Raw genomic sequence first — 19661 nt, forward strand, 5'->3', positions numbered from 1 at the left:
TGGTCAATAAAGCGTTCTGGCGAGCGTTTCGGCAGCGCGGTCGAGATCATGAACCTCGCTCTTGGCGACGACAGCGTAGGCGACATCGCCGATCTGGAAATAGGCCGAGGAGATGTCGCCCGAGGGCGCCACGGTCGGCTTGACCACATCGAAAGTGCCCGGCCGGATCGCAAACAGCGAAACCAGGCCCATCTCCTTGGTGTCGACCGCAATCTCGACACTCGGGCCGAAGCGCGACGGATAGATCTGCACGTCGCGGACCTTCCAGTCCTTCGGCAGTGCCGGCATGACGATGGCGGTGGCGGCGCGGATCTCACCGGCATTGTAATTAGGCGTCTCGGTCTGCGAGGGCATGTTTTCGCGCAGCAGCGTCGTCCTGTGTGCCTGTACCGCCTCGTCGACATAGGCGGGCGGCTGCGGTGAAGCGACGACCTTGGTCACCGACATCGGCCCGACGATGCCGTTGGCCAACCAACCGGCGGCAACGAAAGCGGCGACCGCTGCCGCGCGTTGCAGCACACCGAAGATGCGGCCCCGGCCAAGCCCCCTCTCCAGCCGCCGCGCGGCATCGGCCGTCGCCGGCCGCGCCATGCCTTCGGAGCCGGCCAGCGCCACGCGCAATTCATCGCGGGTGCGCAGATCCGACATCACACGCGCGGCCGTGTCCGGACGCGCCGACAGGAAGGCTTCGACCTCGATGCGGCGGCTAACGTCGAGCTGGTCGTCGACATAGGCGTCGAGATCGGCTTCCGTAACCGGGTCGACAAGAGCGGTCATGAGTCACCTCCCACGATCCTGAGATGATTTTTTCCGCGTGCCGGCGCCTCTTCCATCTGGCGCAGGGCGGCGCGCGCCCTGCCGATACGCGACATGAGCGTGCCCAGCGGCACGCCGCTGGCGTTGGCGGCCTGCTGGTAAGAGAGCCCTTCGATGGCGACTAGATGCAGTGCCGAGCGCTGCTCTTCCGGCAGGCTGAAAAAGGCTTCGCGAACCTGCGCCAGGCGCACGGAATGGTCCTGCGGCGCCGGGGTGCTGCCGTCGGCCAGATATCGGGCCTGTTCGAGGCGAGCGGCTTCCGAGCGGCGCGAGCGCAGACGGTCGATGAAGGTGTTGTGGACGATCGACAGCAGCCAGGCGCGCAGGTTTCCGCCCGAGCGGAACGTGCCGCGCCGCTCATAGGCGCGCACCAGCGCGTCGTGGACGAGATCCTCGGCCTCGACGCCGTCGCGCGTCAGCGAACGGGCGTAGCGCCGCAGCGACCCGAGCTGTCCTAGGATGTCAAAGCGTGGCATCGACCGTTTCATGCCCTGTTTACGGAGCATGTGGGGATTTTAATCCCGGCCCTGCCGATTTTTCTTCGCGCGAAAATATCGGTTGCAGGTATCTCGTCTCGCCTAGGTTCCGTGAACGCCCTTAGGTCCAAGTGGTTTTGCCGGTTTGGGAACCGTGACACCGCAGGCGCGCAACACCCACCGGCGGCCGTCGCTGCGAAAATCGGTGATGCTCAGTGGCTCGACGTCGATCTTTGAGCTGGCGGCAAGCGGCGCCCCGAGAACATGCAGGATCGCGGCGCGGATGACGCTGGCATGGGTCACGGCGATGGTATGGCCACGTTCGGCGATCAATCGATCCATCAATCCAGCGGTCCGTCGGGCAACATCGGCCAGCGACTCACCACCATGCGGGACCGCATTCGGATCCGTAAGCCATGCGGCGATTTCTTCAGGCTGTCGCGCCTGCACCTCTTCAAAGCTCTTGCCTGCCCATCGTCCGTTATTCTGGTCGGCCAGCATCGGATCGACGGACGCGTTCAGCGACAGGGCCTCGGCGGTCTGACAGGCGCGAAGCGCCGGCGCTGTCCACACACGGTCGGCGCGACGCAGCGTCCCGCGCATCGCCTTTGCCAATGTCAGCGATCGTGGCTCCAGCGGTTCATCCGAGGGAAACCGCCCTTTCCGGGTCGCCGCCGTGGCACCGGCGCAGATCATGGTCAGACGGACGAGCATGGCATGCCTTCTCTGAAGTGGTTGAAAAGCAGCACCGGCAGGTGCCGCCTTTCGCGCCGGCGCGATCCAAAACCGCTGGTGAAACGTGGCCAATTTGCGTATCACTCCGCCGCGCCAACGGAACCATAATGATGTTCGAAGACCTGCAGCCAGCTCCCGCCGACAAGATTCTTGCGCTGATCGGCCTCTATCGCGCCGATCCACGCCCTGGCAAGGTCGATCTCGGTGTCGGCGTCTACAAGGATCGCGACGGCAAGACGCCGGTTATGCGGGCCGTGCGCGAGGCCGAGAAGCGGCTGCTGCAGGGCCAGGATACCAAGACCTATCTCGGCCTTGCCGGCGATACCGGGTTCAACACTGTGATGGCCAAGCTCGCCTTCGGTCCGGGCGCGGACCTGTCGCGCATCCGGGCGGCACAGGCGCCCGGTGGCTCCGGCGCGCTGCGGTTGGTGGCAGAACTGCTCAAGCGGACGCGTTCGGATGCCACGGTCTGGGTCTCCGACCCGACCTGGCCGAACCATATGCCAGTGATGCGTTCCGCCGGCCTGCAGATTCGCGAATATCCCTATTTCGATGCGGCCTCGGGAGCGGTTCGTTTCGACGACATGCTGGCGGCGCTGCGGTCGGCCAACAGCGGCGACGTGGTGCTGCTGCATGGCTGCTGCCACAATCCGACCGGCGCCAATCTGGATGCGGCCCAGTGGGAGGCCATCGCCGATCTGGTCGTCGAGCGCGGCCTGCTGCCATTTGTCGACATCGCCTATCAAGGCTTTGGCGACGGCCTGGAGGCCGATGCCCTCGGCTTGCGGCTGCTGGCCGCGAAAGTTCCGGAAATGGTTGTCGCGTCGAGCTGCTCGAAGAATTTCGCGGTGTACCGCGACCGGGTCGGCGCGGCGATGATCCTGGCCAGGGACGGCGCGCAGGCCGACGTCGCGATGAGCCAGATGCTGTCGGCGGCGCGCGCCATGTATTCTATGCCGCCCGACCATGGCGCCGCGGCAGTGCGCATCGTCCTGGAAGACGCCGCGCTGCGTGCCGACTGGGAAGCAGAACTGGAAGAGATGCGTCTTCGTATGCTGAGGCTTAGGGTCGCATTCGCCGAGGCGCTGCGCCGGCAATCCAATTCCGACCGCTTCGACTTCGTTGCCAGCCATCGTGGCATGTTCTCGCGGCTCGGCCTCACGGAAGCGCAGGTCGAAAGGCTGCGCGCCGAGCACGCCGTCTACATGGTCGGCGACAGCCGCATCAACGTCGCCGGCCTGCCCGAGGACGGCATGGATGACCTCGCCAAGGCGATCGTTTCCGTGCTGGACTGACGAGGCGGGTACGGTGCGCCTGTGGACAAGGTCCCCTCGCCGGCTGACAGCGTTGGCCGAGTGGCGGTTCGCGCGATAGCATCCGCACCATGACGCCATCGAAAGACATTTCACGCCTGATCGAGATCATGGCGGCGTTGCGCGCGCCGAAGACCGGCTGCCCGTGGGACATCGAGCAGGACTTCTCCACCATCGCGCCCTACACGATCGAGGAGGCCTACGAGGTGGCGGATGCCATCGCGCGCGGCGATCTCGACGATTTGCGCGACGAACTCGGTGACCTCCTGCTGCAGGTCGTCTACCATGCCCAGATGGCGCAGGAAGCCGGCGAATTCGCCTTCCCTGACGTTGTCCAGGCCATCACCACCAAGATGATCCGCCGCCATCCGCACGTGTTTGGCGACGAGAAGGCCCGCAGCGCCGGCATGGCCAAGGGCATGTGGGAGAAGATCAAGGCGCAGGAGAAGGCCGAGAAGCGACAAGCCCGGCTCGCGCGCGGTCTTGACCCGGAGGACAACGGCAAGGGGTTCCTGGACAGCGTTCCGGTCGCCCTGCCCGCCTTGACGCGAGCGCTGAAGCTTCAGGAAAAAGCCGCCCGCGTCGGCTTCGACTGGAGCGAGGCTGCTCCCATCCTGGACAAGATCGAGGAAGAGATCGGGGAGTTGCGCGAGGCTTTGGCCAGGGGTGAGACGGCCTCGATCAAGGACGAGTTCGGCGACATGTTGTTTGCCGTCGTCAATCTCGGCCGTCACCTGAAGCTCGATTCGGAGGCGGCGCTCAGCGGCACCAACGAGAAATTCCGCTCACGCTTCCACTATGTCGAGCAGGCCCTGGAAAAATCAGGCGGCTCGCTGGAGGAAGCTAGCCTGGAGGAGATGGAAGCGCTCTGGCAGGAAGCAAAGACTGCAAGGTAAGCCTATAGCTCCGGCAATTCCGGACGGAAAGCGCGATACTTATCCTGGAATTTCTGCGCGTTAGCCGTTGTTTTTGCGTCGCAATCGGCTTTCAATCTCTTCTCGGGCGCTTTGCGTGGCCTTCAGCGAAACGGTGGCGCTGCCATCGTCATTGTCGGTTCGCGAAACGACATCGCCATTGCGATAAAGCCAGTCGACCAGGCCGAATTGTGCCGGCTCGATCGTCACTGTCAGGTCTTGCAGTTCGCCGGCCATCCGCGTTTCGATAACCGCTTTCAGCGCATCGATGCCTTCGCCTGACACCGCCGATACGGCAATCGGCGGCTCCTTGGAACCGTCGGTGCTATCGGCGAGCAGCCGCTGCCTGTTGCCTTCGTCCAGCAGGTCGATCTTGTTCCAGACTTCGATCACGCGCCTGGTGTCGCTGGCGTCGACGCCGAGATCGGCGAGGATGCGCTCGACATCCTCGGCCTGCGCCGCCGTGTCGGGATCGGAAATGTCGCGCAGATGGATGACGAGATCGGCCTCGACCACCTCTTCCAAGGTCGCCCGGAACGCTGCGATCAGATGCGTCGGCAGGTCCGAAATGAAGCCCACCGTGTCGGAAAGAATGATCGGCGTGCCATGCGGCAGCCGCACGCGGCGCAGTGTCGGATCCAGCGTGGCGAACAGCATGTCCTGCGCCAGCACCCCTGCTCCGGTCAGCTTGTTGAACAGCGTCGACTTGCCAGCGTTGGTGTAGCCGACGATCGCCACCACTGGAAACGGCACCTTCTTGCGCTTGGCGCGGTGCAGGTCGCGGGTGCGGCGCACGGTTTCCAGCTCGTGCTTCAGCTTTATGATCTTTTCCTGCAACTGCCGCCGATCGGATTCGATCTGCGTTTCACCGGGGCCACCGAGGAAGCCTGCACCGCCACGCTGACGCTCCAGGTGGGTCCAGCTGCGCACCAGGCGGCCCTTCTGGTAGTTGAGATGGGCAAGCTCGACCTGCAGCGTGCCTTCCTTGGTGCGCGCGCGCTCGCCGAAAATCTCCAGGATCAGCCCGGTGCGATCCAGCACCTTGGCGTTGAATTGCTTCTCGAGATTGCGCTGTTGCACCGGCGTCAGCGGATGGTCGACGATGACCACTTCCGCGTGCCCTTCCCTGACGATCCCGGCGAACTCCTCGACCTTGCCGCTGCCCAGCAACGTCGCCGGGCGCGGGTCGTTGACGGTCACGACCGCCGTATGGATCAGATCAAGGTCGATGGCGCGGGCAAGGCCGACTGCTTCGTCGTGGCGCGCCTCGGCCGAGCGCGTCAGCCGCGGACGGTTCGTGTCATCGTCGTTACGCGGTTGGCGCGTAAGCACAGGCACAATGACAACAGCCCGGGTCGGACCCTTGGCTTCCGTCCCGGGATGATGCGCTGGTTTTCCGCGAACCGTGCCGTCCGCGTCCTTCTCACGTGCCAATCAGGCGCCCTGGCTTTCCTCGCCATCGAACATCTGAACCGGCTGGCTCGGCATGATCGTGGAAATGGCGTGCTTGTAGACGAGTTGGGAGTGACCGTCGCGGCGCAGCAGGACGCAGAAATTATCGAAAGAAGTGACCACGCCGGTCAGCTTCACGCCGTTGATAAGAAAGATGGTGAGTGGGTTCTTGCTCTTGCGAACTGAATTCAGGAACAGGTCCTGAAGGTTTTGCGATCGTTCCGCCATTGTTTTTGTCTTTCGCCGATCCCCTTCGGTTTGCAGCCAATGCGCCAAATTAGCGGGCACATGTCAAGCGCGCAAACACCCTCTTGCCGTCAGTAACGACAAGCAGAACGAGATATATTGATGTTCATTCCACCTGTGCGGTTATCAGGCTGGACTTTTTTCCGCAATGTCAAAAAAGGCATGCCGCAACGAAAGTGTTATTGAGCCGGGGTGGCCATTGGCTATGGGATCGCCGTCAATGGCCACGATCGGCATGGCAATAGTCGTCGCGGAACTGATGAATGCTTCGCGGGCCGCTTTGGCCTCGGCGACGGAAAATTCCCGTTCCTCGATCTTCAGGCCGAGCCTTGCCGCGACTTCGAACATGGTGGTGCGCGTGATGCCGCGCAGAATGCCATGTTCGGCCGGCCGGGTGACCAGTACGCCATCCCTGGTAACGATCCAGGCATTCGACGAACCGCCCTCCTTGACGTTGCCGTCGGCATCCACGAACCACGCCTCCTGTGCGCCCGCTTCCTTGGCCTTCTGCTTGGCCAATACATTGGGCAGCAGCCCGACGGTCTTGATGTCGACGCGGTCCCACCGGTTCTCCGGCACGGTGATGACGGCGATACCGGTCTCGGCTCGCTTGGCTCCCGCGGCAGGGTCGGCCTTCCTGGCTGTCACCACCAGCGCGGGCTTGACGTTCGCCGATGGGAAGACAAATTCCCGGCTGGCGACACCGCGCGTCACCTGAACATAGACCAGGCCGTTGACGACATGATTGCGGTTGACCACTTCGCGCAGGATCAGCGGCAACACATTGCGTGTCACCGGCCAGGCGATCGACAGTTCGGTCAGCGAGCGGTTCAGCCGGGCAAGGTGGCGCGGCATGTCGACGATGAAGCCGCGCGCCACCTCGCAGACCTCGTAGACGCCGTCGGCGAACTGGTAGCCGCGATCCTCGATATGCACGGCGGCATCGGCATGAGTGATGTAGCGCCCGTTCACATAGGCAATGCGCGGCATGGTCACCTCGGGAGATTTGGTTCGGCCTGTTTAGGCGATTCCGCCGTGCAGGTAACGGACAATCGCGTGGGCCACCGAGGATTGGGTCAGACGCCCAGCGACTTCAGCTTGCGGTGCAAGGCGGAACGCTCCATGCCGATGAACTCGGCTGTCTTCGAAATGTTGCCGCCGAACCGGTTGATCTGGGCGATCAGATAGTCCTTTTCGAACTGTTCGCGTGCCTCGCGCAGCGGCAGCGCCATTATATGCTGGTCCGACTGGTTGGGCGTGCGCGGCATGACATCGCCGATTTCGGACGGCAGCAGATCCGCGGTGATCGGCGCGTCCACGTCCTCGCCGCGCGCCAGGATCATCAGTCGCTCGACGTTGTTGCGCAACTGGCGCACGTTGCCCGGCCAGTTGTGCGCCTGCAGCACGGCCAGCGCGTCGTCGCCGATACGGCGTGGCTTGATGCCAGCCTGGCGGGCGATCTGCTTCATGAAGTTGTCGACGAGATAGGGAATGTCCTCGCGCCGCTCGGCCAGTCCCGGCACCATGACCGGAACCACGGCGAGCCGGTGATAGAGATCCTCGCGGAAACGCCCGTCGGCGATCATCGCCTCAAGGTTCTGCGAGGTCGAGGAAATGATGCGGACGTCGACCTTGACCCGCTTAGTACCGCCCACCCGCTCGAATTGCTGTTCGACCAGCACGCGCAAAATCTTGTTCTGCGTCTCGCGCGGCATGTCGGCCACTTCGTCGATGTATAGAATGCCGCGATGGGCCTCCTCCAGCGCCCCCACCTTACGTTCGACCCCGTTCGATTCGGTGCCGAACAGTTCGATCTCCATGCGTTCAGGCGTGATATTGGCGGCACTCAGCGTCACGAACGGCCCGCCCTTGCGCGCCGACAGCGTATGAATGGCGCGGGCGGCCAGTTCCTTGCCCGATCCGGAAGGGCCAACGATCATCACCCGGCTGTTGGTCGGCGCGACACGCTCGATGGTCTGGCGCAACTGGCTCATCGCCGAGGACATGCCGATCAAATCGAAAGTCTCGCCGCTGCGCAGCTTGAGGTCGGAAACTTCGCGGCGCAGTTTCGAGGTCTCGAGTGCGCGTTCGGCAATGAGGATCAGCCTGTCGGCCTTGAACGGCTTTTCGATGAAATCATAGGCGCCGCGACGGATGGCGGAAACCGCCGTTTCGATGTTGCCGTGGCCTGAAATCATCACTACCGGCAGGTTCGGGTGCATGGTCTTGATCTCGTCGAGCAGCGCCAAGCCGTCCAGACGCGAACCCTGCAGCCAGATATCAAGGAAGATCAGCCTCGGTGCTCGGTCGGCGATGGCCGCCAGTGCGCTGTCGGCATCGAATGCCGTGCGGGTTTCGTGACCCTCGTCACTCAGGATGCCCGCGACGAGTTCGCGGATGTCTTCCTCGTCATCGACGATGAGAATATCAGACGCCATTATCGACCTTTTCAGTTTCTCTTTCGTGGTCCGCCTTGGTTTCGCCGCGCGGCAGCGCGCTGGTTGCAGGCGGCAGGATGATGCTGATCATCGCGCCGCGCCCGCCGTGGAAATCCGCAGGCGCGTCATGGAGTTCCAGCCTGCCGCCATGGTCCTCCACGATCTTCTTGACGATAGCGAGACCAAGCCCGGTGCCCTTTTCACGCGTGGTCATATAGGGCTCCAGCAACCGTTGGCGATTCTCGCGCGGCAGGCCTTTGCCATTGTCGATGACATCGATGCGAATCGCGCCATTCTGACGGCCGGCTTGAATCCGGATTATGCCGTGCGAACCGTCCTTATGTTCCAGTCCGTCGATCGCCTCGGCGGCATTCTTGATCACATTGCCGAAAGCCTGGGCCATCAGCCGGCTGTCGAACGTGCCCTTGAGCGGCTCGTTCCCGAATATCCGCTCGAAGGTGATGTCGGCGCGGCTGACTTCGACCAGGAAGGAAGCCTCGCGCAGCGATTCGCGCAGGTCGATGGCCTTCATCTCGGGCTTTGGCATGCGCGCGAAAGCCGAGAACTCGTCGACCATGCGGCCGATATCCTCCACCTGGCGGATGATGGTGTCGGTGCATTGGTCGAAAACCTCGCGGTCTTCGGTGATGACCTTGCCGTAGCGACGCTTGATGCGTTCGGCGGAAAGCTGGATCGGCGTCAGCGGATTCTTGATCTCGTGGGCAATGCGCCGCGCCACGTCGGCCCAAGCGGATGAGCGCTGGGCCTGAACCAGATCGGTGATGTCATCGACGGTCACGACATAGGATTTTTCCTCCGAGCCGTCATCGCCTGCCTCGATGGTGACCTGCACATTGAAGGTCCGCTCGGCGCCGGCGCGATAGAAGGTCACCTGTTCGCGGTAGACCGGCTTGCCGGATTTACGACCGATCTCGAAGACGCGGCCGACATGCGGCAGGATTGCGGAAAGATTCTGCCCAAGTGCCGCGCTGGCGGAAACGGCCAGCATCGATTCGGCAGAACGATTGACGATGGTGATGATGCCGTAAGGGTCGACGCCGATGACGCCGGCGGTGACGCCGGCAAGCACGGCTTCGGAAAAACGCCGCCTCTCATCGATCAGGTCCTTCGCTGACAGGATCTCGTTGCGCTGCGATTTGAGCTCCAGCAGCATCTTGTTGAACGTGTCGCCGAGCGAGGCGACATCGCCATCGGATGGCCGCACCGGCACCGCGACGTCGAGATTGCCGGTCGCGACTTCGTCGGCAGCGCCGATCAGCTGACGGATCGGCCGCACGAGCCGGTCGGCAACAGCTATGCCGGTCCAGATTGCCGACAGGATGATGATCAGGGTCAGCGACAGATAGGGCAGCGCAAACGCCACTTGCGAGGTACGCCTGTTATCCTCGAGATTGCGATACTCGTCGGTGTTGGACCTGACGATCTGCCGCGCCTTGATCACCTCGGGGTCGACCAGACGGATGGTGTAGAGATAGAGGCCATCGATCTCGCGCAGCTTGACGATGGCGCCCATGATGTTGCGCGTGCGCGGCTCGATCAGCACCGGCTTGCCGTCGGTGGCGGTGGCCACCGCTCCTTCCGGGGGTTCCGGCATGGCGAAATCGGCATCGGTCTTGGCGCTCATGACGAAGGAGCCATCGGGCTTGATCAGCGCGGCATGCGCCAGCGAGCGGCCCACGGCTTCCTTGTTCATGAGATCGAGAAAGCCGGTGCGATCGAGGCCGTAGAGCGTTCGCGACGCATCGAGATCGTAGGCCATCGACAACGTCGTACCCTGCAGGTTGCGCGCGTTCTCCTGCACATAGGCGTCGGCGATCGACAGGGACGAATTGACGATCGTCTTGGTGCGAATTTCGAACCAGCGATCAAGGCCGATATCGAGCGTGATCGAGGCGATGATCGCCACCATGATGGCGGGAATGGCGGCAACGAGAGCGAACATGGCAACGATGCGCACATGCAGCCGAGAAGCCGCTTTGCCATGCCGGCGCGCCATGACGATGCGATGCACCTCGCGTCCAACCAGCGCGATGAGGAAGAGCACGAAGGCGGCGTTGAGAGCGATCAGCGCCCAGGTCGTTTTGGCGTCAGGCGCAATCGGTGTCGCACCGACCAGGATGGCGAACGAAATAGCCGCCATGACCAAGGCACCGACGACCGCCACCACGCCGGGGAGTGCCAGCAGCCGGCGCCCGTCGCGCGCGCCAGGTTCGCTGAAGAGCGGTTTGTTGAGTACAGGTGTCTGCGGAGCCATGTCGCCGTCTAGAGCCAGTGATTGCGTCCGATCTATGCAACGCATTGTGGCGATTATGCAACAAGTGTGACAACTACAGGACTCTTTCCCCGGTCGGTCCCCTGAAAAGATCCTGTATGCAGCGCGGGCTCAGGTCTGGCGGGAGGACTTGTAAACGTTGACGCCCAATTCGCGAATCTTCTTGCGCAGGGTGTTGCGGTTGAGTCCCAGGAGCTCCGCGGCCTTGATCTGGTTGCCGCGGGTTGCCGTCATCGAAGCCAGCACCAGCGGATATTCGACTTCGGACAGGATACGCTCGTACAGACCGGCAGGCGGCAATTCGCCCGCAAAGGAGGCGAAATAGCGCTGCAGGAAGTGCTCCACCGCCTGCCCGATGGAAAGATCGTCGGGAATGAGGTTGCCGCCGCCTGGTACCACGGGGCGTTCGCCTGTCTTGAGCTCCGTCTCGATGATCTCGGCGGAAATCTCGTCCTGCGAATAAAGCGCGGCGAGCCTGCGGACCAGGTTTTCCAGCTCGCGCACATTGCCTGGCCAGGGATAGCGCTTCATCAGTTCGATGCCGCCGGAAGAGATGCGCTTGGTCTGCAGCCCCTCCATTTCGCCGAGCTTGAAGAAATGGCGCACCAGATCGGGCACATCCTCGGAGCGTTCGCGCAGGGCCGGCAACCTGAGCGGCACGACATTGAGACGGTAGAAAAGATCCTCGCGGAAGAGGCCCTGGTTGATCAGCGTACGCAGGTCCTTGTTGGTGGCGGCGACAATGCGCACATCGGTCTTGATCGGCGTGCGGCCGCCGACAGTCGTGTACTCGCCCTGCTGCAGGACGCGCAGCAAGCGCGTCTGCGCCTCCATCGGCATGTCGCCGATCTCGTCGAGGAACAGCGTGCCGCCCTCCGCCTGCTCGAAGCGACCGGTCGAGCGGCTCTGCGCGCCGGTGAAGGCGCCCTTCTCGTGACCGAACAGTTCCGATTCGATGAGGTCGCGCGGGATAGCCGCCATGTTAATGGCAACGAACGGGCCGCCACGACGGCGCCCATATTCATGCAGCGCTCGTGCCACCAGTTCCTTGCCGGTGCCCGATTCGCCCGAAATCATCACCGTCAGGTCGGTCTGCATCATGCGCGCCAGCATGCGGTAGATGTCCTGCATGGCCGTCGAACGGCCGACCAGCGGCATCGTTTCGGGCGGCTCTTCTTGCCTGGCATCGATCTTCGGCCGCCGGGGCTCGGACAAAGCGCGGTTGACGATGTTGAGGAGTTCGGTCAGATCGAAAGGCTTCGGCAGATATTCATAGGCGCCCGTTTCGGAAGCGCGGATCGCCGTCATGAAGGTATTCTGGGCGCTCATGACGATGACAGGCAGTTCCGGCCGCGCCTTCTTGATGCGCGGCAGCATGTCGAAAGCGTTCTCGTCCGGCATCACGACGTCGGTGATGACGAGATCACCCTCGCCGGCCGCGACCCAGCGCCACAGGGTCGACGCGTTGGAGGTGACGCGCACCTCGTGACCGACACGCGACAGGGCCTGATTGAGAACGGTGCGGATCGCAGCATCGTCGTCGGCGACCAGAATATTGCCGCGAACGGTCATTTGCGGTCTCCTTCACCGTCTTGATCAGCGCCAAGCGCCGTTTCCTTCCAGGCCGGCATCAGGACCCGGAATGTTGTCGCGCGCGGCGTCGAATCGCATTCGATGATGCCGCCATGTTCACCGACGATCTTGGCGACCAGCGCCAGCCCGAGCCCCGAGCCGTTCGGCTTGGTGGTGATGAAGGGATCGAACAGGATCGGCAGGATATCCTCCGACACGCCGGAACCATTGTCGCGCACGCAGAACTCCAGCGGCAGCGACACGCGGTCCTGCGTCCCCGGAACCGAAACGCGAATACCGGGCCGGAAGGCGGTGGACAGCACGATCTCGCCCTGGGGGTCGCTACCGATTGCCTCGGCGGCGTTCTTGATCAGATTAAGGAACACCTGGATCAGCTGATCACGATTGGCAAACACCGGAGGCAATGATGGATCATAGTCCTCCAGTATCTTGATTTTCCTAGCGAAACCGTTCTTTGCGATCGCTTTCACGTGATCGAGCACCACATGGATATTGACGGGATAGCGGTCGATCGGCCGCTCGTCGGAAAACACCTCCATGCGGTCGACCAGCGACACGATACGGTCCGTCTCATCGGTGATCAGCCGCGTCAGCGCGCGATCCTCATCGGAAGCGGACAGCTCGAGCAGCTGAGCCGCCCCCCTGATACCGGAGAGCGGGTTCTTGATCTCATGCGCCAGCATCGCCGCCAGACCGGTCACCGAGCGCGCGGCGCCGCGATGCGTCATCTGCCGGTCGATCTTGTCGGCCATCGACCGCTCCTGGAACATGACCACGACGGAGCCCGGAAACTCCGGTACCGGCGCGACATAGAGATCGACGACCTTTTCGATGCCGAGGCGCGGCGACGAAACGTCGACCCGATATTCGTTGACGGGCGCGCGGCGCTCGCGCACCTGGTCGACCAGTGTCAGCAGCGGACTGCCGAAGGGTATGAGCTTGGACAGGGTGTTGCGCGCCAGCATGGTCGCGCTGGAGCGAAAGAAGTCCTCGGCATCGGCATTGGCGAAGGTGATGAAGCCTTCCTCGCTGATCATGATCACCGGGCGGCGGATCGTGTTTAGCACGATCTGGGCAGCATCCGCCATTTCAACGCCTTGGCCAGGGGTTGCGGTCATGCGGCGCTCCGCAGGTTCAAGGTTTGCGGATCGCGCGAAAACACGTCACGCAGCAAGGCAATGACGCGGGCCGGTTCGGACGCGGTCAATATCGCTTTCCTACTCTCGCCAGCGACACCCTCGGCAAGTCGGTCGAGATACCAGCCCAGATGCTTGCGCGCTTGGCGCAGGCCGCTCTCGATGCCGTAAAGCGCCAGCATGTCCTCGTAGTGGGCGACGATATAATCGGTAAGCGCTTGCGGGGTCTGGGGAATGCCGGGCGAAAATGTCCCGGCGGCAGCCGCAGCGATGCCGCCGGCGACCCACGGCGCGCCATAATGGGCGCGGCCGACCATCAACGCATCGGCGCCGGACTGTTCGAGAACGGCGGCTGCCTCGCTTGGGGAGCAGACATCGCCATTGGCGACGACCGGAATGGAAACAGCCTCCTTGACGCGAGCGATGGCGCGCCAGTCCGCCTTGCCCTGGTAGAACTGACAGCGTGTGCGGCCATGGACCGTGACCATCCTGACGCCCGCCTGCTCGGCCCGGCGCGCCAGGATAGGAGCGTTGAGCACGCCTTCGTCCCAACCCAGCCGCATCTTGACCGTCACCGGCACCTGGACCACGCCTACCACGGCCTCGATCAGCGAGAGCGCGTGGTCTAAATCCAGCATCAATGCCGAACCGGCATAGCCACCGGTGACCTTCTTGGCCGGGCAGCCCATGTTGATGTCGATGATGTCGGCGCCCTCGCCGGCGGCGATCCGCGCGCCTTCGGCCATATGCTTGGCCTCGCGCCCGGCAAGCTGCACCATATGGACGGGCAGTCCGGAATGGCGTATCCGCAGGCCACAACCCGCCCTGCCCTTGGCGAGCTCGCCGCTGGCCACCATTTCGGACACGACCAGGCCTGCGCCATGCCCATGGGCGCGCTGCCTGAACGCCTCGTCCGTGATCCCCGACATTGGCGCGAGGAAGACGCGGTTGCGTATTCTGACGCCGCCGACGTCGAGAGGCTGGGCCAATCCGGTCAAGTTAACCATGCACAAAAACCAAGCACGTCCATTCGTTGCACATTCTCTAGCCAGATCGAGAGAAATGTGCAACGCGGAATGACGCCACATTAAGGCGCAATTGGGAAAATGCTGGCCTTCGGCCTTGGCCGCGACTAGGACCGGACTGCATGACTGGCGCAACCGAAAATCAGGCTCCGGATCCGGGTGGCAAAGTCGCGGTGGTTATCGTCGCGGCCGGTCGCGGCGCGCGCGCCGGACAAACCGATGGTCCGAAGCAATATCAACGAATTGGCGGACGCGCCGTTATCGCTCGTGTGATAGACATTTTTCTGGCGCACCCACTCATCGGCCGGATCGTCGTGGCCATCCATGCCGAGGACCGCGAGCTTTTTCAGCAAGCGGTCGGAACCGATGCGGATCGGGTAACGGCAATTGCCGGAGGCGCGACCAGGCAGGATTCGGTTCGGCTCGGGCTGCAGGCGCTGAGAAGCTACGCGCCGGACAAGGTCCTCATCCACGACGCCGCGCGCCCCTTTGTAGACATGGATCTGATCGACCGCACAATCGCGGCCATCGGCGAACGTGAAGGCGCGCTTCCCGCCCTGCCGGTCGCCGACACGCTGAAACGCGAATCGGCGACCGGCATGGTCGGCGAAACGGTGCCAAGGAGCGGGCTGCACGCGGCGCAAACGCCGCAAGGCTTTCCCTTCCTCGCGATCATGACGATGCATGAGCAAGCCTATGACAGCGGCAAATCCGACTTTACCGACGACGCGTCGATCGCCGAATGGATGCAAATGCCGGTGAAGCTCGTTCCTGGATCGCCCGACAATGTCAAACTCACATGGGCACGGGATATCGCCATGGCGCACCAGCGACTTTCTAGCGAGCGGACACACTTTCCCGACATCCGCACCGGCAATGGCTACGATGTCCACGCCTTCGAGCCCGGCGACCATGTTACGCTTTGTGGCGTCGCCATCCCGCATGACAGGAAATTGTCGGGCCATTCCGACGCGGATGTCGGCCTGCACGCCCTGACCGACGCGCTGCTGGCGACCTGCGGGGCCGGCGATATCGGCACGCACTTTCCTCCATCCGATCCGCAGTGGAAAGGCGCTGCATCGCGGATATTCGTCGAACATGCGGCAAGACTGGTGCGCGAGCGCGGCGGACGCATCGCCAATGCCGATATCACGCTGATCTGCGAGGCGCCGCGCGTCGGCCCGCACCGCGAGGCGATGACATCAGTCCTTTCGCAGATGCTGGGCATTTCCGCCGACCGCATCTCGGTCAAGGCGACAACCAACGAGAAGCTCGGCTTTGTCGGCCGCGAGGAAGGTATCGCGGCGATCGCCACCGCCAGTGTGGTGTTTCCAGGCGAGGTTCCGGAATGACCAACAGCGAACTGGCAACCGCCCTGTTTGAGGCGTGCCGGGAGCGCGGCATCATGCTGGCGACCGCGGAAAGCTGTACCGGCGGGATGATCATCGCCGCGCTGACCGACATTGCCGGTTCTTCCGCCGTGGTCGATCGCGGCTTCATCACCTATTCCAATGAAGCCAAGATGGACATGCTCGGCGTTCGCGCCGCCACGCTCGACGTGCATGGTGCGGTCTCCCGCGAGACAGCCATCGAGATGGCCGCCGGAGCGCTCGCCCGTTCGCGTGCCGGGCTGGCGCTGGCCGTCACCGGCATTGCCGGTCCGGGTGGCGGTTCCAGGGAAAAGCCGGTCGGGCTGGTCTGGTTTGGCGTTGCGGTGAACGGCCGACCCGTGACGGCTGAACGCAAGCTGTTTGCCGACAATGGCCGTGACTTCATCCGCCGGGAAACGGTCCATCATGCACTTGAGATCGGCTTGCAGGCGCTTGGCGAGAGTCAGGCCGCCGGTTTCTTGCCGTAGATGATGTCGGCGCGCTTTTCAAAAGCTTCGGCGAACATGCGGAAGGCACGATCGAACATCGTGCCCATCAGCGCACCCAGGATGCGGCTCTTGAATTCATAGTCGATGAAGAAGCGCACGGCACAACCGGCACCATCCGGCTCGAACCGCCAGACATTGCTCAGATATTTGAACGGGCCGTCGATATACTTCACGTCGATGGCGTGTTCGTCGGGCTTGAGCAGTACCTGCGTCGTGAAAGTCTCCCGGATCGCCTTATAGCCGATGCTCATGTCGGCCACGAGGATGGTGCGGCCGTCACGCTCCTTGCGCGAGCGGACCGCCAACGCTTCGCAAAGCGGCAGGAATTGCGGGTAAGTTTCGATGTCGGCGACCAGCGCGAACATCTGCTCAGGCGTGTGGGCGACGCGTCGGGTGGCTTCGAATTTCGGCATGAAACCGGCGTTAGATCAATTTCTGGAGCTGCGCTTCGCGCGCGGCGCGCAGCCGGGCGAAATCGTCGCCGGCATGGTGCGAAGAGCGTGTCAGCGGGCTCGATGCCACCAGCAGGAAACCCTTTGTCTTGCCGATCGTCTCGAAGGACTTGAATTCCTCCGGCGTGACGAAGCGGATCACCGGGTGGTGCTTCTTCGACGGCTGCAGGTATTGGCCGATGGTCATGAAGTCGACAGTGGCCGAACGCAGATCGTCCATTAATTGCAGGATTTCGTTCCGCTCCTCGCCAAGGCCGACCATGATGCCGGACTTGGTGAAAATCGACGGATCGAGTTCCTTGACCCGCTGCAGCAGCCGGATCGAGTGGAAATAGCGGGCGCCCGGCCGGACCTTGAGATAATTCGACGGCACGGTTTCGAGGTTGTGGTTGAAGACATCGGGCCTGGCCGCCACGACGATCTCCAGCGCGCCTTCCTTGCGCAGGAAATCGGGCGTCAGGATTTCGATCGTCGTCAGAGGCGTTGCCGCCCGGATCGCACGGATGACATCGGCGAAGTGCTGCGCACCGCCATCGTCGAGATCGTCGCGGTCAACGGAGGTGATGACGACGTGGCTGAGGCCCATTTGCTTGACGGCATGCGCGACACGCGCGGGCTCGTCGGAGTCGAGTGCGGTCGGGATGCCAGTGGCGACATTGCAGAAGGCGCAGGCGCGCGTGCAGATCTCGCCCATGATCATGAAGGTGGCGTGCTTCTTTTCCCAGCACTCGCCGATGTTCGGGCAACCGGCCTCTTCGCATACGGTCACCAGCTTGTGCGATTTCACGATCTCACGTGTCTCGGCATATCCCTTCGACACCGGCGCCTTGACGCGGATCCAGTCCGGCTTGCGCAATACCTCCTGGTCGGGCTTGTGGGCCTTCTCGGGATGCCGCAGCCGCGGCGCGTTGGCGATCGTGTCGAGGACAGTGACCATCTGAACCCTGGCCTTTCTTGCGACCGCCCGTCGGCGATCGTCACTTTAACGTCATCTAGGACTTTTCGGGACAAAGAAAAAGGCTGCAGCGGCGCATGCCGCTACAACCGTTTTCGCATAGCCGAAAACGATATCGACTAACGGCGCACCAGGCGACCTACCCAGATCAGCAGGCAGGCACCGATGAATCCGGTGATCAGATAAGCGGTCCAGCCGACGCCGAATACGCCGATGTTGAGGGCCTGCAGGACTGCATTCAGCACCACCGCGCCAACGATGCCCATGATAATGTTCATGAATATGCCGGTGTTGCTCTTCATGACCATTTCGGCCAACCAGCCTGCCAGGCCGCCGATGATGATTGCTGCGATCCAGCCCACGCCGTTCAAGTGCATATGCCTTCTCCTTGCGCCAGTAAAAATGCATTGGGAAACGAACTGCCTCGCCGTCGAGATCCCACGGCTTTGACAGCTGAGTCTCCCGCGGGGAATCTATCATGCGTTCAAGGCGCGGCCATAGGCGTCTAGCACGCTTTCCTTCATCATCTCGGATAGCGTCGGATGCGGGAAGATGGTGTGCATCAGCTCTTCCTCGGTGGTTTCGAGGTTCATCGCCACGACAAAACCCTGGATCAGTTCCGTGACTTCGGCGCCGACCATGTGTGCGCCGAGCAACTGACCGGTCTTCTTGTCGAAGATGGTCTTGATGAAGCCTTGGTCTTCGCCAAGCGCGATGGCCTTGCCGTTGGCCCCGAACTGGAAGCGGCCGACGCGGATATCCTTGCCCTCGGCCTTGGCTTTTGCTTCCGTCAGTCCAACCGAGGCGACCTGCGGATTGCAGTAGGTGCAGCCGGGGATCTTGAGCTTGTCCGTGGCATGAACACCGGGGAAATTCGCGATCTTCTCGACGCACACGACCCCCTCGTGCTCGGCCTTGTGAGCAAGCATGGGCGGACCGGCGACATCGCCGATGGCGTAGATACCAGGCACATTGGTCTTGCCATAACCGTCTATGACCACGCAACCGCGCTCGGTCTTAACACCGAGTGCTTCAAGGCCGAGGTTCTCGATATTGCCCTGGACGCCAACGGCCGAGATCATGCGATCGGCGGTGATCTTCTCGACCTTGCCGTCTTTCATCTCGACATGCGCGGTAATCGAGTTCGTCCCCTTCTCGACCTTGGTTACCTTGGCCTCGAGGATGATCTTCATGCCTTGCTTCTCGAACTGCTTTTGCGCGAATTTCGAGACTTCGGCATCCTCGACCGGCATCACCGCCGGCAGCAGCTCGACGACCGTGACGTCGGCGCCCATTGTGCGATAGAAGGAGGCGAATTCGATGCCGATGGCGCCTGAGCCCATCACCAGCAGCGACTTCGGCATCTCCTTCGGCACCATGGCTTCGAAATAAGTCCAGATCAGCTTGCCGTCCGGCTCTATGCCGGGCAGAGCGCGCGGCCGGGCGCCGGTCGCCAGGATGATGTGCTTGGCGGTGTAGGTGCCCTCGCCCTTGACGCCTTTCGGCACCGGCGGCTGCGGCTCCATCGGCTTCTTGGCCGTCTTGGAGACGACGATCTCGCCTGGTTTTGTCAGCTTGGCCTCACCCCAGATGACGTCGACCTTGTTCTTCTTCATCAGGAAGGCGACGCCGCCATTGAGCCTGAGCGACACTTTTCGCGACCGATCGACGACGGCAGCGGTATCGGCACTGATCTTGCCGCCATCGAGCTTCAGGCCGTAATCCTTCAGATGATCGGAATAATGCATGATCTCGGCCGACCGCAGCAGCGCCTTGGTCGGAATACAGCCCCAATTCAGACAGATGCCGCCTAGATGCTCGCGCTCGACGATCGCCGTCTTGAAGCCGAGCTGGGCGGAGCGCACCGCGGTGACATAGCCGCCGGGGCCGGAGCCGATGATGATGACGTCATAGTTCTCAGCCACGGGTTTCTCCTTC

19 protein-coding genes are annotated in these 19661 nt (G+C 62.7%); 4 read left to right on the forward strand and 15 right to left on the reverse strand.

The window, feature by feature from the left end:
* Positions 1 to 3: 3 nt before the first annotated feature.
* The 3 genes from LB557_RS00420 to LB557_RS00430 all read right to left on the reverse strand — a co-directional run bounded on the left by LB557_RS00420 (position 4) and on the right by LB557_RS00430 (position 2006).
* Positions 4 to 777, reverse strand: coding sequence for an anti-sigma factor family protein (locus tag LB557_RS00420; RefSeq protein ID WP_224712990.1), 774 nt, complete (start codon positions 775 to 777; stop codon positions 4 to 6).
* Positions 774 to 1304, reverse strand: coding sequence for a sigma-70 family RNA polymerase sigma factor (locus LB557_RS00425; protein WP_411970515.1), 531 nt, complete (start codon positions 1302 to 1304; stop codon positions 774 to 776). Before LB557_RS00425 ends, LB557_RS00420 begins: the two co-directional genes overlap by 4 nt.
* Positions 1305 to 1394: 90 nt before the next feature.
* The gene (locus tag LB557_RS00430; RefSeq protein ID WP_224643224.1) at positions 1395 to 2006 is read right to left on the reverse strand and encodes a histidine phosphatase family protein; all 612 of its coding nucleotides are present in this window, start codon (positions 2004 to 2006) and stop codon (positions 1395 to 1397) included.
* A 131-nt stretch (positions 2007 to 2137) separates the two neighbouring features.
* On the opposite strand from LB557_RS00430, the gene LB557_RS00435 reads away from it, so the two are divergent.
* Positions 2138 to 3322 (forward strand): aromatic amino acid transaminase, encoded by a 1185-nt coding sequence (locus LB557_RS00435; RefSeq protein ID WP_224643226.1) that lies wholly within the window; start codon positions 2138 to 2140, stop codon positions 3320 to 3322.
* 89 nt (positions 3323 to 3411) lie between these two features.
* Positions 3412 to 4236 carry a nucleoside triphosphate pyrophosphohydrolase gene (gene mazG / locus LB557_RS00440; RefSeq protein ID WP_015317916.1) on the forward strand — a complete coding sequence of 275 codons (825 nt, stop codon included), beginning with the start codon at positions 3412 to 3414 and terminating at the stop codon, positions 4234 to 4236.
* A gap of 60 nt (positions 4237 to 4296) precedes the next feature.
* Here mazG and hflX read toward each other — a convergent pair whose 3' ends face one another.
* From hflX to dusB, 8 genes are all read right to left on the reverse strand, one after another.
* On the reverse strand, positions 4297 to 5688 hold the full coding sequence (gene hflX / locus LB557_RS00445; RefSeq protein WP_015317917.1) for a GTPase HflX: 1392 nt from the start codon (positions 5686 to 5688) through the stop codon (positions 4297 to 4299).
* Positions 5689 to 5934: an RNA chaperone Hfq gene (gene hfq, locus LB557_RS00450; protein WP_006202172.1), complete on the reverse strand. Its 246-nt coding sequence runs from the start codon at positions 5932 to 5934 to the stop codon at positions 5689 to 5691.
* A gap of 144 nt (positions 5935 to 6078) precedes the next feature.
* The gene (locus LB557_RS00455) at positions 6079 to 6942 is read right to left on the reverse strand and encodes a D-amino-acid transaminase (protein WP_140664418.1); all 864 of its coding nucleotides are present in this window, start codon (positions 6940 to 6942) and stop codon (positions 6079 to 6081) included.
* An 86-nt stretch (positions 6943 to 7028) separates the two neighbouring features.
* Positions 7029 to 8390, reverse strand: coding sequence for a sigma-54-dependent transcriptional regulator (locus tag LB557_RS00460; protein ID WP_140792888.1), 1362 nt, complete (start codon positions 8388 to 8390; stop codon positions 7029 to 7031).
* Positions 8380 to 10710 carry an ATP-binding protein gene (locus LB557_RS00465; protein WP_411970511.1) on the reverse strand — a complete coding sequence of 777 codons (2331 nt, stop codon included), beginning with the start codon at positions 10708 to 10710 and terminating at the stop codon, positions 8380 to 8382. The genes LB557_RS00460 and LB557_RS00465 overlap by 11 nt, the downstream gene beginning before the upstream one ends.
* An 84-nt stretch (positions 10711 to 10794) precedes the next feature.
* Positions 10795 to 12255 carry a nitrogen regulation protein NR(I) gene (gene ntrC, locus LB557_RS00470; protein WP_224712991.1) on the reverse strand — a complete coding sequence of 487 codons (1461 nt, stop codon included), beginning with the start codon at positions 12253 to 12255 and terminating at the stop codon, positions 10795 to 10797.
* Positions 12252 to 13394, reverse strand: coding sequence for a two-component system sensor histidine kinase NtrB (locus LB557_RS00475; protein WP_140619608.1), 1143 nt, complete (start codon positions 13392 to 13394; stop codon positions 12252 to 12254). The genes ntrC and LB557_RS00475 overlap by 4 nt, the downstream gene beginning before the upstream one ends.
* On the reverse strand, positions 13391 to 14419 hold the full coding sequence (dusB, locus tag LB557_RS00480; protein WP_224644310.1) for a tRNA dihydrouridine synthase DusB: 1029 nt from the start codon (positions 14417 to 14419) through the stop codon (positions 13391 to 13393). The genes LB557_RS00475 and dusB overlap by 4 nt, the downstream gene beginning before the upstream one ends.
* Positions 14420 to 14559: 140 nt before the next feature.
* On the opposite strand from dusB, the gene LB557_RS00485 reads away from it, so the two are divergent.
* Positions 14560 to 15789 carry a bifunctional 2-C-methyl-D-erythritol 4-phosphate cytidylyltransferase/2-C-methyl-D-erythritol 2,4-cyclodiphosphate synthase gene (locus LB557_RS00485; RefSeq protein ID WP_140717234.1) on the forward strand — a complete coding sequence of 410 codons (1230 nt, stop codon included), beginning with the start codon at positions 14560 to 14562 and terminating at the stop codon, positions 15787 to 15789.
* Positions 15786 to 16295, forward strand: a complete 510-nt coding sequence (locus LB557_RS00490) for a CinA family protein (protein ID WP_140717236.1) — start codon at positions 15786 to 15788, stop codon at positions 16293 to 16295. The genes LB557_RS00485 and LB557_RS00490 overlap by 4 nt, the downstream gene beginning before the upstream one ends.
* Here LB557_RS00490 and LB557_RS00495 read toward each other — a convergent pair.
* From LB557_RS00495 to lpdA, 4 genes are all read right to left on the reverse strand, one after another.
* Entirely contained in the window at positions 16271 to 16729 is a 459-nt protein-coding gene (locus LB557_RS00495; RefSeq protein ID WP_015317926.1) for a type II toxin-antitoxin system RatA family toxin, read from the reverse strand. The genes LB557_RS00490 and LB557_RS00495 overlap by 25 nt on opposite strands.
* Positions 16730 to 16739: 10 nt before the next feature.
* The gene (lipA, locus tag LB557_RS00500; RefSeq protein WP_224712992.1) at positions 16740 to 17705 is read right to left on the reverse strand and encodes a lipoyl synthase; all 966 of its coding nucleotides are present in this window, start codon (positions 17703 to 17705) and stop codon (positions 16740 to 16742) included.
* Positions 17706 to 17842: 137 nt separating this feature from the next.
* The gene (locus LB557_RS00505) at positions 17843 to 18100 is read right to left on the reverse strand and encodes a GlsB/YeaQ/YmgE family stress response membrane protein (RefSeq protein WP_140619600.1); all 258 of its coding nucleotides are present in this window, start codon (positions 18098 to 18100) and stop codon (positions 17843 to 17845) included.
* 99 nt (positions 18101 to 18199) lie between these two features.
* Positions 18200 to 19648, reverse strand: a complete 1449-nt coding sequence (gene lpdA / locus LB557_RS00510) for a dihydrolipoyl dehydrogenase (protein ID WP_140664402.1) — start codon at positions 19646 to 19648, stop codon at positions 18200 to 18202.
* Positions 19649 to 19661 lie beyond the last annotated feature (13 nt).

Source organism: Mesorhizobium sp. BR115XR7A (assembly GCF_020165315.1).
In the GTDB taxonomy this organism is placed as follows: Bacteria; Pseudomonadota; Alphaproteobacteria; order Rhizobiales; family Rhizobiaceae; genus Mesorhizobium; species Mesorhizobium australicum.